General features: G+C 42.7%; 14 protein-coding genes and 2 pseudogenes. 10 read left to right on the top strand and 6 right to left on the bottom strand.

Annotation, left to right across the window (positions count from 1 at the left end; all coding sequences use genetic code 11):
• From QZ942_RS00240 to QZ942_RS00230, 3 genes are all read left to right on the top strand, one after another.
• On the top strand, positions 1–593 hold a 593-nt coding region (locus QZ942_RS00240; protein WP_292992481.1), incomplete at its 5' end, for a monovalent cation:proton antiporter family protein.
• Positions 594–829: 236 nt separating this feature from the next.
• The gene (nirK, locus tag QZ942_RS00235; RefSeq protein ID WP_292992480.1) at positions 830–1,927 is read left to right on the top strand and encodes a copper-containing nitrite reductase; all 1,098 of its coding nucleotides are present in this window, start codon (positions 830–832) and stop codon (positions 1,925–1,927) included.
• A gap of 128 nt (positions 1,928–2,055) precedes the next feature.
• Positions 2,056–2,583, top strand: coding sequence for an adenine phosphoribosyltransferase (locus QZ942_RS00230; RefSeq protein ID WP_292992479.1), 528 nt, complete (start codon positions 2,056–2,058; stop codon positions 2,581–2,583).
• A gap of 33 nt (positions 2,584–2,616) precedes the next feature.
• On the opposite strand, the gene mpl is transcribed toward QZ942_RS00230, so the two are convergent.
• A complete protein-coding gene (mpl, locus tag QZ942_RS00225; RefSeq protein ID WP_292992478.1) occupies positions 2,617–3,999 on the bottom strand; it encodes a UDP-N-acetylmuramate:L-alanyl-gamma-D-glutamyl-meso-diaminopimelate ligase in 1,383 nt (460 codons plus the stop codon).
• A gap of 172 nt (positions 4,000–4,171) precedes the next feature.
• On the opposite strand from mpl, the gene gluQRS reads away from it, so the two are divergent.
• The 6 genes and pseudogenes from gluQRS to QZ942_RS13990 all read left to right on the top strand — a co-directional run.
• A complete protein-coding gene (gluQRS, locus tag QZ942_RS00220; RefSeq protein WP_292992476.1) occupies positions 4,172–5,077 on the top strand; it encodes a tRNA glutamyl-Q(34) synthetase GluQRS in 906 nt (301 codons plus the stop codon).
• 193 nt (positions 5,078–5,270) lie between these two features.
• Positions 5,271–6,434, top strand: a complete 1,164-nt coding sequence (locus QZ942_RS00215; RefSeq protein WP_292992474.1) for an FAD-dependent oxidoreductase — start codon at positions 5,271–5,273, stop codon at positions 6,432–6,434.
• 25 nt (positions 6,435–6,459) lie between these two features.
• Complete coding sequence (locus QZ942_RS00210) at positions 6,460–6,924, top strand: polyketide cyclase (RefSeq protein WP_292992472.1); 465 nt, start codon at positions 6,460–6,462, stop codon at positions 6,922–6,924.
• A 77-nt stretch (positions 6,925–7,001) separates the two neighbouring features.
• Positions 7,002–7,454 carry a PAS domain-containing protein gene (locus QZ942_RS00205; protein WP_292992470.1) on the top strand — a complete coding sequence of 151 codons (453 nt, stop codon included), beginning with the start codon at positions 7,002–7,004 and terminating at the stop codon, positions 7,452–7,454.
• Positions 7,455–7,533: 79 nt separating this feature from the next.
• On the top strand, positions 7,534–7,821 hold the full coding sequence (locus tag QZ942_RS00200) for a helix-turn-helix domain-containing protein (RefSeq protein WP_292992468.1): 288 nt from the start codon (positions 7,534–7,536) through the stop codon (positions 7,819–7,821).
• Positions 7,822–7,839: 18 nt separating this feature from the next.
• Positions 7,840–8,001 (top strand): annotated as a pseudogene (locus tag QZ942_RS13990) (IS630 family transposase); the annotation flags it as partial.
• 204 nt (positions 8,002–8,205) lie between these two features.
• Here QZ942_RS13990 and QZ942_RS00195 read toward each other — a convergent pair.
• On the bottom strand, positions 8,206–8,802 hold the full coding sequence (locus tag QZ942_RS00195) for a CDP-alcohol phosphatidyltransferase family protein (RefSeq protein WP_292992466.1): 597 nt from the start codon (positions 8,800–8,802) through the stop codon (positions 8,206–8,208).
• A gap of 427 nt (positions 8,803–9,229) precedes the next feature.
• Here QZ942_RS00195 and QZ942_RS00190 point away from each other — a divergent pair, with 427 nt between their 5' ends.
• Positions 9,230–10,495 (top strand): M10 family metallopeptidase C-terminal domain-containing protein, encoded by a 1,266-nt coding sequence (locus QZ942_RS00190; protein WP_292992464.1) that lies wholly within the window; start codon positions 9,230–9,232, stop codon positions 10,493–10,495.
• A gap of 68 nt (positions 10,496–10,563) precedes the next feature.
• On the opposite strand, the gene QZ942_RS00185 is transcribed toward QZ942_RS00190, so the two are convergent.
• The 4 genes and pseudogenes from QZ942_RS00185 to QZ942_RS00170 form a co-directional block, all read right to left on the bottom strand.
• Positions 10,564–11,571, bottom strand: a complete 1,008-nt coding sequence (locus tag QZ942_RS00185) for a ribonuclease T (protein ID WP_292992463.1) — start codon at positions 11,569–11,571, stop codon at positions 10,564–10,566.
• A gap of 63 nt (positions 11,572–11,634) precedes the next feature.
• Positions 11,635–11,862, bottom strand: a complete 228-nt coding sequence (locus QZ942_RS00180; protein WP_292992461.1) for a hypothetical protein — start codon at positions 11,860–11,862, stop codon at positions 11,635–11,637.
• 74 nt (positions 11,863–11,936) lie between these two features.
• On the bottom strand, positions 11,937–12,740 hold the full coding sequence (locus QZ942_RS00175) for a formate/nitrite transporter family protein (protein WP_292992459.1): 804 nt from the start codon (positions 12,738–12,740) through the stop codon (positions 11,937–11,939).
• 81 nt (positions 12,741–12,821) lie between these two features.
• Positions 12,822–13,279 (bottom strand): annotated as a pseudogene (locus tag QZ942_RS00170) (oxygen-independent coproporphyrinogen III oxidase-like protein); the annotation flags it as partial.

The raw sequence follows: 13,279 nt of genomic DNA, 5'->3' as shown, positions 1-13,279 counted from the left end.
TAATTGCTGCCGGTTTGATGCGTGCAAAAGTTTTGGTTATCAGTTATGCCGATACTGTTTCCGCTTTAAAAATTTTAAGACATGTTCAGGAATTACGGCCAGAGTTATCTGTGGTTGTCCGGACACGTGATGATTCAGATATTGATTTGCTGAAAGAAGCTGGAGCAACAGAAGTAGTTGCAGAGATTATGGAAGGAAGTTTGATGTTGGCCTCGCATGCCATGATGTTTGTAGACATATCAATAGGTCGGATCTTGCGGCGCATACGAGAGATTCGTGAACAGCGGTATAGCTTATTGCGCGGCTTCTATTACGGCGTAACTGATGCAATAGAAGACGGTAGCGAGAATTTACTTCCGCGCTTATTGACGCTTACCATTATTCCGGGTGCAGCTGCGATCAATCAGACTTTGGGGGACATCAATTTGGCTAGCTTGGCTGTTGAAGTCACAGCTGTGAGAAGGCGAAATATTCGCGGGTTAATGCCTACTGACGAAACACGATTAGAACTTGGTGATGTTATTGTACTGAGAGGCACGCAGGATAATTTGGCCGCTGCAGAAATTAGATTACTACAAGGTAAAATAGCATAATTATTCATTCATACGATAATAAAATCCCTGCTGGTATTGTGACTTAATCAAAAAGATTTCAGTAGTTTACGCCATGAAAAATGGACAGTACATCGAAGAAAGTGTATAGTTTCCAAGCTGCCCTTTGCTCTTTAGATTTAGAAAAAGGGGAGGTGTTGGGGCAATTTGAGGTTGCACCAATAAATTAAGAATGGCGCATAAAAAAAGCGCAAAGTTCATCATTTATGGAGGGATATATGATTAAAGCTGTTCAGGCAGTATTAGGGTTAGGATTGCTTTGTTTGGCTGCTACGCAAGTAGCAGTGGCGCAAGACATTTCTAAATTACCGCGTGTAAAACAAGAATTGGTGGCTCCACCAAATGTACCTGTGCACGATCAGGTTAGCAAAGGGCCTAAGATTGTTGAAGTACGCATGGAAACCACAGAAAAACTGGTGGAAGTTGCGCCTGGTGCAAAAGTATGGGGTTTAACTTTCAATGGTAGTATTCCTGGTCCGCTCATCGTAGTGAATGAAGGCGATTATGTTGAATTAACATTAGTCAACCCAAAAACCAGCACGCTGGCACATAACGTGGATTTCCACGCATCAACGGGTGCATTGGGTGGCGCTGGTTTAACCCTAGTACAACCTGGTGAAGAAGTCGTGTTGCGCTGGAAAGCGATTAAACCGGGCGTATTTGTTTATCATTGCGCACCAGGTGGAACCATGATTCCTTTCCACGTTATTTCTGGTATGAGTGGTGCGGTTATGGTATTGCCAAAAGGTGGCTTGAAAGACGCAAAAGGCAAGCCATACACCTATGATCGTGCTTATTACATCGGCGAGCAAGATTTCTATCTGCCAAAAGATGACAAAGGCAATTTCAAAACCTACGGTTCACCAGCCGAAGGCATGGCTGATATGCTGAAAGTGGCAACAGGGCTTATTCCAACTCACGTTGTATTCAATGGTGCTGTTGGGGCACTGACAGGCGACAACGCATTAAAAGCCAAAGTGGGCGAGAAAGTATTGTTTATTCACTCACAAGCTAACCGTCCTTCCTATCCGCACTTGATTGGTGGTCATGGTGATCTGTATTGGGTCGGTGGTTCATTCAGCGACATTCCTTTGACCAGCCAGGAAACCTGGTTTGTACCAGCCGGCTCAGCTGTTGCTGCAGCGTATGAGTTCAAACAACCAGGACTCTATGTATACCTCAGTCATAACCTGATTGAAGCTGTATTACTGGGTGCTGCTGCTCATATGAATGTTGAAGGCAAATGGGATGATGATCTCATGACCCAAGTTAAAGCACCAAAGAGCTTTGATGCAAAAGCTGCAATGGATCACTAAGATTTGATTTAGTGTATCGTTGAAATGGTAACTAAAAAGCCTCAACCGATGGGTTGAGGCTTTTTTTATTTATGTAATTATAAATACGCACTTCATATTCTTCATTTATTGTTGAACAGCACAATTCTATGTCAATTAAATCGCATATTCGTACGATTCCGCATTATCCACATCATGGAATCATGTTTCGTGATATTACGACTTTACTGAAAGATCCTATTGGGCTGCGTACAACCATTCAGGAAATTGCAAACCGATACATCAATATGGAGATAGACAAAGTCGTAGGGATTGAATCGCGTGGCTTTATTATTGGCGCGCCTGTGGCTTACCAGTTGCATAAGGGCTTTGTGCCTATCCGTAAGCAGAATAAACTTCCGGCAGAAACGATAGGAAGAGATTACCAATTGGAATACGGTAGTGATCGAATTGAAATCCACGTAGATGCTATACAGCCAGGAGATCGGATACTTCTCATCGATGATCTGATTGCAACGGGTGGAACCGCAGAAGCTGCCGTGGGCCTTATACACGACATGGGTGGAGAAGTCGTTGAATGCTGTTTTGTAATTGATTTGCCGGATGTGGGCGGCCGGGCTCGGTTGGAGAATTTAGGGTGTAAGGTATTTTCGTTATGTGAGTTTGAAGGCGGCTAGCCTATTACATTTAACTATAACTGTTAAACAACCCTAGCGAAGGGTTGACAGTATTTTCTCGTGAATGCCGTCAAACCCACCGTTGCTCATGACTAAAATATGATCGCCAGGCTTTGTGATTGCGGAAATATTTTGTACGAGTTGATTCAAATCATCAAAACTATGCGCTTTTCTTCCTAATGGACCCATAGCTGCTTTGGCCCATTGCGAATCGCGAGTGAAGCAAAAAACTTGATCGGCTTCCAGTAAGCTGTCTGCAAGATTATCTCTCCATACACCCATTTTCATGGTATTTGAACGTGGTTCTAATATCGCAATAATTCTTTGCGTGCCGACATGGCTTCGTAAGCCATTTAATGTTGTTTGAATAGCGGTAGGGTGGTGTGCGAAATCATCATAAACAGTAATGCCGTTCACGGTGCCGCGCTTTTCCATGCGACGTTTAACATTCTTAAATTGTGCTAATGCAGCAATTCCAGTCTTGACGGGTACTCCGGTATGCCGGGCGGCGATCAGAGCAGCTAATGCATTCATGCGATTATGTTCGCCTAACAAATCCCAATGCAAGCAGCCTTGATAGGTTTCGTTAAGAAAAATATCCATATAATCGTTTGATTGTGACTCTGAATGCCAGCCGGTTTCTGTGCCAAATGTTTCAACGGGTGTCCAGCAGCCTTGTTCTAGAACACGTCTTAAATTTACATCATTTCCGTTTGCAACAATCAAACCGTTATTGGGAATAATGCGAACAAAATGATGGAATTGACGTTCAATGGCAGAAAGATCCGGGAATATATCGGCATGGTCGAATTCAAGGTTATTTAGAATTGCAGTTCTGGGATGATAATGAACGAATTTAGAGCGTTTATCGAAAAAAGCGGTGTCGTATTCATCTGCTTCGATAACAAAAAAAGGTGAGATATCTGCAGGATTCAAATTGGAATCCTGGGCAGGTAATGGCATATTGCCAATCCTTGCTGATATGCCAAAATTTTCAGGAATTCCGCCAATTAGGAATCCTGGATTCAAGCCAGCATACTCTAAAATCCAGGCTAACATGGAGCTGGTTGTCGTTTTTCCATGCGTTCCAGCAATGGCAAGCACCCAGCGATTTCTCAGAATATTTTCTGATAACCACTGCGGGCCTGAAATATAAGGAAGATTTCGGTTGAGTATCTCTTCCATCAATGGATTTCCGCGAGTAATCACATTGCCAATTACAAATATATCCGGCTGGATTTGGATTTGTTCTGGTGAAAAGCCTGCTATTAATTCGATACCTTGAGATTCGAGCTGTGTACTCATCGGTGGATAAACATCTTGATCGCAGCCTGTTACTTTATGTCCAGATTCACGTGCAATGGCTGCTATTCCACCCATAAAAGTGCCACAAATTCCAAGTATATGAATATGCATGATCAGTTTGAAAATTCTTGATTATATTTCACAGACACAACTAATATGATTGATAGTCTTTTAGAATTATAGTCTATTGCGTAATGCAAGATGGGTAGTTGTTAGCAGCTTCTTCCTTATTTAGCTGTTTAGGGAATTGCGCTGGTATCTGTAATTCTTCTATAAATTCAATATGCAAAATTTTGTGAGAAATAATCTATCAATTGATCCAATTTATCGGGGCCGATTTGCGCCATCGCCAACCGGGCCGCTGCATTTTGGTTCCTTGGTAGCGGCTGTGGGCAGCTATCTCGATGCAAAATTTCATCATGGCAGATGGCTGGTGAGAATTGAGGATGTTGATTCACAACGCAAAGTAACTGGCGCAGCGAGAGAAATATTGTCTACGCTTGAAAGATTGGGTATGGAGTGGGATGAAGAAGTCATCTACCAAAGTCAACGCGCTGAAGCCTATCACGAAGCTTTGAATGTTCTGAGTAAACAAGGTCTGATTTATCCCTGTATCTGTTCAAGAAAAGAAATTTCTGATTCCAGCATTATAGGTCTGAGCGGGCCTATTTATCCAGGGACTTGCCTTAAGAATCCAGCTTCAGTAAAAAAAGCACATGTACTTCGCATCCAAACAAATGATGATTCAATTCAGTTTGAGGATATTTTAAAAGGCGCTAATACTCAAAAGCTCAGAAGTGATGTGGGAGATTTCGTCTTGCGCAGAGCCGATGGAATTTATGCCTACCAATTAGCCGTAGTGGTAGATGATGCGGCACAAAATATAACACATGTTGTACGTGGTGCAGATCTTCTAGACTCTACCCCGCGCCAAATATTTTTGCAGCAATTATTGGGCTATCCAATACCGCAATATTTGCATTTGCCAGTGGTAACGGATGCGAAGGGTGAGAAGCTCAGTAAGCAAACAAATGCAGCTCCAGTCAATATATCGAATGCATTAACGCAATTAGTCGATGCATTACATTTTTTAGGTCAAAAACCACCTGCAGAAATTTTAGAAGGCGATATTTCGTCTTTCTGGCAATGGGCCAAACAAAATTGGTGTGTAAATCTGATTCCTCATTAATTTCACCATCGATAATGCCGAATCGATTTAAAGTAGAGCGCTAAGCTTAACATTTGTGCTAGTCTGTAACCCTTAAAGCATCGTACAGATTTAAGTTGTAATTGCACAATTGCTCATAATGATCAACCAATTTGGTTGATGACCCATTGAGAAGAGATTAATGTCTTTCATGCATATCAGGTAAGGAGTTGCTGTGGCTTTTTTGCCGTTTAATATACCAAAACAAAAAAGATTGAAAGTAGTGATTGTAGGCGGAGGGTATGCTGGCGTTGCTGCATTAACAAATCTTTTGCAATATGCACCCGATACTGATATCACGATTATTGATCCCAAAACGCAACATATAAAAATTACTCATCTACATGAGACATTCCGATATCCCATAGCAGATTTGCTGGTTCCATTTACAGAAATAGAAAATCGTTACGGCTGCCGGCACATTGTAGCGTCGATAAATTTTGATCCGGATATGCTACAAGAATGCCAGGATAAAAAACAACTGATTCTCAATGAAGAAGTTTTAAATTTTGATTACCTGATTATTGCTTCGGGTTGTGAAAGTAGAGCTGTTGATTCGATAAGAAAAGATAATATTTTGAGTTTGCAGGACTTCACGATTGCAAATGGATCAGATTTGTTAATAAAATTACTAAACCAAGGCAATTCATCTGAACAATCTATTTCTGTTGTGGGTGGAGGAGCAACGGGTATACAGTTTTTGTTTGAAATAAAACAATTTCTTAATCGAATTAAAAGCAAAGCTGGATTACGCCTGGTTCATTCGGGTGAACATGTACTGGAGCAATTTCCTGATGGGTTCGGTTGTTATGTCGAATCTTGCATGCGTGATATGGATATTGCTTTTTACCCCAACACCTATTATCGTGAACAGCAGGATGGTCAAATTTTACTGACAGAGAAACAAACAAAAAAACAGTTTGAGTTAGCTTCTAGCCTGTCCATTTTGTTTTTAGGTAAGAAACAACAAAATATTTTTACCGCAAATGCTTTCGGGCAGGTTATAGTTAATCAGGAGCCGTTGCAAAATATTTTTGTGGCAGGTGATTGTTCTTATTATCAATCGTTAGGTTCGAATACATTAACAGCACAGTCAGCTGTTCGGAAAGGGAAGTTAGTCGCACGCAATATTCTGCGGCATTCCGGTTTTCCAGGACTACTTGAGCCTTACCTCCATCATGAACTAGGCTATGTAGTGAGCCTTGGGTCTTCAAATGCGGTAGGCTGGCTGGTTTCGGAAGGCAATTTGATCACAGGAATTCCAGCTTTGACAATTAAAGAACTGGTTGAAGCACAATATGACTTATTATTGGCAGGAATAGATACTTATTTGGTTTAGCAAATACTACGCAGGAGGCATGACAATGCTTGGTTTGTTCAAAGATACCCCTGTAATTGGCAAGGCCAATACAATAATCCAAACGCCCAGTGAAAAGCTTTTTAATTTTATTGGTAACGATTTGCTTATTAACTATCCCAGATGGTCACCGGAGGTTAAAGAATTGGAGAAACTCACCGATGGACCGATAAAATTGGGGACACTATGCCGTCAAGTGCGCATTGATCAGGGCAATCGCTCTGAATCGACATTCAAAGTTAAATTTTTTGATGTAGGGGCACGTATTTGTTTTGAAGGTGTTTCTAATCCTTATCGATGTGACTATGTGATTGAATCAGTCAACACTTCAGATAGCCGGATAACATTTATCTTCGAGCTGCTTAGTCTCGATTTACATGTAAGGCCATTTGAAAAGCTGGTACGCATTGCTGTTCAAGACGGAACGGAACGGACTGTCAAGAACATCAAGAAATTAATTGAAGCAGATTAGGTTGATTTCAAGTAATCGGCAGTCCCCGCATGAGAGTATTTATTTAGCCAACAATTGATTAACCTGGAGAGAAAATCATGGATTTTATCGTTGAGAAAGACCCTGGATTGATTCCACAAGTATTGTCCAAGATTCTTGATTCATGCGTAAACGGGGTGTCACTGGCTGATCCTGATCAAGAGGATATGCCATTGGTTTATGTTAATAAAGCTTTTGAGACAATAACTGGTTATACGTTAGCGGAAGTGGTAGGTAAGAATTGCCGTTTTTTACAGGGAAAGGAACACGACCAAACAGAAGTTAATAAATTGCGAGAAGCCATAAAGGATAGGAAATCAGTAGAAGTAACGCTGCATAATTATCGTAAAAATGGCGAATTATTTTATAACCATTTGCTAATGTCGCCACTTTTTGATTCCAACGGGAATTTACTCTATTTCCTGGGTGTTCAATTAGATGTTACCCCGAAAATTCGGGCAGAAGAGGAGATTAAAGCATTGAAGGAGCAACTTGCAATACTTAGAAAATGAGGATCTAAGTGATTTTGAGTGGGTAAGCTAGTAGTAGTCAGTCATTAAAAAACAAAATGATGCCAGATAATCTTAAAGTTTGTTATTAAGAGGTTTTTGTTCGAGAGAAATATACCTGCTTATCATTAAATACAAAGTTAATCTGAGTGATGATGAAAGACAAATCTTGCAAGCCGTAGTGCAAAAAGGCAAGAACGCTGCACGCAGCCAAACACGCGCTCGCATTCTGCTCAAGGCCGCTGAGGGCTCGCGAGACAAAGACATCATAGATGCGCTGAATGTCTCGCCGTCGATGGTGGCAAAGACGCAACAGCGCTGCGTTGAGGAAGGGCCGGAAGCGGCCTTGAAAGATCATCCGCGTCCCTGAAAGGCGCCAAAACTCAGCGACAAACAGGCAGCTCATCTCATTGCGGTGGCCTGCAGCGATGCGCCCGATGGCCATAACCACTGGACACTGCGCCTGCTGGCGGACAAAGTAGTGGAATTAAATTACGCCGATTCCTGCAGTTACGAAACCATTCGCCAACTTTTAAAAAAACACGCTTAAACCCTGGCAAAAACAGGAATGGTGCATTCCAGAGTTAAAGATGGGTTAGCATTTTAATCACCGTTTCGACCAGAAATATAGCGCCATTTTAACACTTCCGGTCGTTTTTATCATTAATAATCAGAACATTTATAACTAATATCAAGTGCTTGTGAATATTGCAGGGCCGACTAATTAGCTTCCAGAATTATCAAGCAACAAAATTTACTTACTTTCTCTGCTGTTTTTCTTTTTATGCTCTAATGCTTGCCATACTGTTCTGACATCAACAAGCTCATGTTGAATCAGCACTGTAATGGCAATCTCTTCAATAGCTGCATAAAGGCAGAATAAAGCAGCAATTCTAAAGGGCCAGTCGAGCAAGCCGGTAAAAAGTAAAATATAGCTTAATACAGTTATAGCTACTGCGAGTTTAACACTCCATGTGTGATAACTAATAACGCTATGAAATTTGATAAAACCAACGATTACTGGCAAAGTAAAACTAAGAACAATGATAATAAAATAAAGTTTCTCTCGTAGCATGATGTCCGGCCACAATATCCAGGCACAGATTGCCATTGTTGAATAGATTATGAAATCACCCCAACTATCAAGGTGCGAGCCCATCGTAGTTATTTGGTTTAATATTCTGGCAAGAAAACCATCGAGTACGTCGGTAAATACTGCAAATAACAGTGTCCCAATAAACCAATAGGGTTGTTGAGTAAATGCAAGGTAAAATAATACTGGTGCCATCAATATCCGGATTAAGCTAACCAGGTTAGGAAGATTAACTATTTTATCTTTAGCATTATTCATAATAACAGCCTTCAAATAATTAGAGCTTACTCAGAAATTCAGCGATCAGTTATGCACTGCCAAATAGAAATTCCGGTTTGAGATGAATTGGCAGTCACGCGCAAGCAAACCAAACTCCTCTGGGCATGCTCTTTTTTGTCGCCCACAATGCCATTTTGACAGCAAAACTCCTTAGGCCAATAAAAACCCGCACCAAGATGAGCAGATTCATGACCAGGAAGATGCTAAATATTATTTATATTAAGATTGGGCTATCCTGCGAAGGCATCACTTAGCAATTTATTGATAAAGCGATTTTGATTTATCAAACCTTGGAATAAGAACAAAAAAGCTGCAATGTTTAGACAATTTATCGGCTACCCATTATTCTAAAATTGGTTTTTAAATAATTTAATCGCCAGTTTGTAATTTAGCAAGGGAGAAGAGTATGCCGAGTATTACGAACGATTACCGCATTGATGCTGTGCTCGCTGGCAGTGACATTCGCTGGGATTCCGCAGAATCAGGCAAACCAGTGGCACTGACTTACAGTTTCATGTCAGCACTGCCGGTTTATACTGATCCGTCTCAGGACGGCAATCACTTCAGCGTCATGACCGATGAGCAGAAGGTTGCGGTTCGAGAGATTTTAACCACGTTTTCCTCGCAGTTTGAACTTAGCTTCACAGAAGTAACCGATTCTGCGGCATCCTACGGTCAACTCCGGTTTGGCAATAATACACAAACCACAACAGTCGGCTATGCTTACTATCCAGACAAATCAGCTGGTGATAATGCAGGAGATCTGTACATCAACAATTCACCCGAAGCCTCGCAAACAACCCATGTCGTCTATGGCACCAATGCCTATTCGACACTGATTCATGAAATTGGGCATACCCTCGGACTTAAACATCCTGGCGATTACAATGCTGCAGCTTCAGGGGGAGATGCCAACGAAGGTCCCTACCTAACGGGTGTAGAAGACTCTGAGTTGTATAGCATCATGTCTTACACAACACAAAGTCAAGGACTTGAACGGATCAATCTGGCACCGTACGATCACGCCGCCTTGTCCTACCTATACAATGCAAAACTGCTTAATACAGGCGACAATTCTTACACATTGACTGAGGAAAGCGGCCAAGTTGTTCAGACAATCTATGATGATAGGGGTAATGATACGCTTGATGCATCGGGAATAAATACGCCAGTAACCCTCAATCTCAATGTTGCTGCGCCCGGCACACTCAGCTCCGTTGGCCTTACGCCAAATGGACAAGCTGCTGAAAATAATTTATCACTCGGATTGAATACGTTAATTGAACGTGCGATTGGCGGCACTGGCAACGATAAATTAATTGGAAACAGCTCCAGCAACACTTTAATCGGCAACAATGGTGATGACACCTTAGTCGGACAACTGGGCACAGATACGATAATTGGTGGCGAAGGTTCGGATATTTTTGGTTTATCCAATGTAGGTAATTACTTTTTTCAGGATTTCATTCCGGGTGTGGATAAAGTCGGATTTGATACGCAGCTAGGCATTCAGAATTTTGCACAACTATCACCCTATATTACCGGTATCGATACCCAAGGTGAGGATGTCGTGGTGCATTTTGTAGACGATGTAGCCAGCATTACATTTGTCGGCGTATTACAGCGATCCACTGCACTATCAGTGACTGATGTGATATTCCAGGCTTTTTAATTTATACTGGCTCAAGTCTGAGCCAGTATAAATTGATCAATCTAGACAACCTGTTTCAGGTCCCTGCCCTATTGCCCAATCGGATCAACACGGAAAGTCTCTCCGCAATTGGAACTGCTCTGTACCGGTGCATTAACAATCAATTTCTCAAGATCAGCACCTGGGGTAAGATCAGCAATCAGGCTTAATTGAATTTCCACTAACATTCCCTGATCGCAATTTAATTTAATTCGATCCCGAGCTGTAGATCCCAGTACGGCGGCTACCCGAATGAGAAAATCTTCAGTACGAACTTGCTGGCCTATTTTGCGGTTCATAAAATATGCCATACCGGAATCATTGAACTGACGGGCCAAATCCACTGACAAATCAAAAAATTCTTCCGTCGACTTAGCGGCTTGACAGGTACCATGTTTATGCCATTCATGGCGCTCAAGACAAGAACCTGCTGTTACACTAGGCATGACCTCCGCTAATGAAGTTTGAGAAGTTGAATTTAATTTAATTTCTGGATAATCACAGAAATTTTGTTTCTGAGCCTTGACATCGCCGCAAAAGGCATAATGCGTGCCACAGCTCTTTTTGTTAGGCCACAAACCGTGCAAAGTAAAATGTTTGGCCTGATAAACCTGCGGATCGGTGATTTTACATTCAGGTTTTTGTGGTTTAGTTTCACAGAAAGCGGGTTGCCACGACAGTGCGAGAACATGACTATCAGCCTCGCCAGCAACACCGCAACTATTGCCGTCTCCACCGTTTCCTGCTCCCCCTCCCGTCACCTGAGCCTGACCACATTCAGCGCTGATCCAACGCTCCCTCGGATTGGCCGCAGGCAGAACAACCCGGTACCAGCTAGCATGATCTGGTTTATTCGCTTCGATAATGTCGTATTTTTTATCCGCCTGAATCTGCGTATTGTCTGGATTGGTTAATTTATTTTTTGAAACATAGGCTGGACAAGATTGCTGCGCAGAGAAAACACCTATAGTTTTATCCGCCCTAGCCGGATGAACATAACTGATCACCAATGAAATCAGAAGAACCTGAAAAACATTGATCTTTCGTAGAGATATCATTTCTTTTTCTCCTCTATAATTAGGCAAGAATAAAAAGCAAAAACAAGATCAGTATAATCTCCTTCAGATCTCCTGTAACCGACCAACGCTACCATTTACAGTGAGATTGGAATCAATATCATTGAACATCGCAACAAAACCTTGTAGTTTTACTAATAACTTCGCGTACTTCTCTTCTTTGAAGCGAAGGATCGATTCGTCTCTTTTTGCACGGGATGTGAACAAAAATGCCAATAATGCACCAAGTGCGGCGCTTGCTATTGAAACAAGGGCAATAAACCATTCTTTCATATGAATAACGAACTATAAAATCAAACCCAAACTAATCCACTAAGCCTATCAAGTCAATATAGAAATGACTATTACTAACCCTGATGATTCGCTTTACCATAACTCCAATACAACATAAGCCCAGTAAAAATCATCCCGCCAAACAAATTCCCCGCAATCACCGGCAACCCATTCCATAACCACCAATCCGCGATGGTAATATCCGCGCCCAGTAAGATACCGGCCGGGATCACGAACATGTTGACGATGGCGTGCTCGTAGCCGAGGCCGAAGAAGGTCATGATCGGCAGCCACATCGCGGCGATTTTGCCGACTGTGGCGGTGGAAGTGAATGCCATGACGGCGCCCAATGTCACCATCCAATTACACAGCATTGCGCTGGTGAAGGCGGTAATCGTACCATTCAGGCCGAGCTTGGCGTATTCAAGTGTTTTGGTTTCGGCGATGGTGATGGTTCGTTGCAGCGCGGGAATGGTTTCCGGGTCGATCGTTCCCATTTTGGTCGCCACGATGCAATACAAATATGCATACGTGACGCTGCCGATCAGGTTGCCGGTCAGCACCCACGTCCAGTTCCTGAACAAATGACTGAAGGGTGTTCTTTGGTTTTTGACGGCAATCGGAATCAGCGCGAAATTGCCGGTTGCCAATTCCAATCCAAGCAGAACGATCATGACAAACCCCACCGGAAACACCAAAGCGCCGGCAATCCCCCAACCTGTTTGCGTTGCCGCCAAAATCGCCAGCGTGGTGGCATAACCGAGAAAGGCACCTGCCAGAAAACCACGAATCAGCAACTGCTTGACCGGTAGACTCGCTTTCTTAGCACCAGCCTGCAACATGTTTTCGACGATTTCTTCCGGTTTCACATACGCCACGGCATTGACTCCTTATGCAAATAACTTCAAATCAGAAGCCTGCGATTTTAGCGCATAATCACGCTGAATCGATGACGAGCGTTACTCCGGGTTTAGCGGTTCAGGTAAAAAAAGTTGCAGCAGATCGTTGAGAAAGCGCCTTCCTAAGACGGTGGGTTTAATGCGGTGATGGTCATGCACGAGTAAGCCGCGTTGTTCGGCTTCATCCAATTGCTTCTGAACGGCGGTAATCGGTAGGCCGGTACGTTCCTGAAACACAGCCGTTTCAAACCCGCCGGTGAGCCGCAGCGCGTTCATCATAAATTCAAAACCCCGGTCTGCGGGGGTTAGTATTTGTTGCGTCTGGATTAACGATTCTACTGCATTGGCTTTGGCCAGATATTCTTTCGGTTGCTTAGTGCGCATCTGCCGCACGATCTTATCGGCAAAACTGATTTTGCTGTGCGCGCCTGCACCAATGCCGAGATAATCACCAAATAACCAGTAATTCATGTTATGGCGTGACTCTTTCCCTGCCCGTGCAAAGGCCGAAGTCTCAT

The organism is Nitrosomonas sp. (genome assembly GCF_021731985.1).
Classification (GTDB): domain Bacteria; phylum Pseudomonadota; class Gammaproteobacteria; order Burkholderiales; family Nitrosomonadaceae; genus Nitrosomonas.
The sequence above is the reverse complement of the archived record's forward strand: the minus strand, read 5'-3'. Positions and strand labels throughout refer to the sequence as shown.

Coding starts and splice junctions, on each gene's coding strand:
- QZ942_RS00230 (WP_292992479.1), top strand. CDS start 2,056: ATGTCAATTAAATCGCATATTCGTACGATTCCGCATTATCCACATCAT.
- QZ942_RS00180 (WP_292992461.1), bottom strand. CDS start 11,862: ATGAAAGAATGGTTTATTGCCCTTGTTTCAATAGCAAGCGCCGCACTT.
- QZ942_RS00190 (WP_292992464.1), top strand. CDS start 9,230: ATGCCGAGTATTACGAACGATTACCGCATTGATGCTGTGCTCGCTGGC.
- gluQRS (WP_292992476.1), top strand. CDS start 4,172: ATGCAAAATTTTGTGAGAAATAATCTATCAATTGATCCAATTTATCGG.
- QZ942_RS00205 (WP_292992470.1), top strand. CDS start 7,002: ATGGATTTTATCGTTGAGAAAGACCCTGGATTGATTCCACAAGTATTG.
- QZ942_RS00195 (WP_292992466.1), bottom strand. CDS start 8,802: ATGAATAATGCTAAAGATAAAATAGTTAATCTTCCTAACCTGGTTAGC.
- mpl (WP_292992478.1), bottom strand. CDS start 3,999: ATGCATATTCATATACTTGGAATTTGTGGCACTTTTATGGGTGGAATA.
- nirK (WP_292992480.1), top strand. CDS start 830: ATGATTAAAGCTGTTCAGGCAGTATTAGGGTTAGGATTGCTTTGTTTG.
- QZ942_RS00185 (WP_292992463.1), bottom strand. CDS start 11,571: ATGATATCTCTACGAAAGATCAATGTTTTTCAGGTTCTTCTGATTTCA.
- QZ942_RS00210 (WP_292992472.1), top strand. CDS start 6,460: ATGCTTGGTTTGTTCAAAGATACCCCTGTAATTGGCAAGGCCAATACA.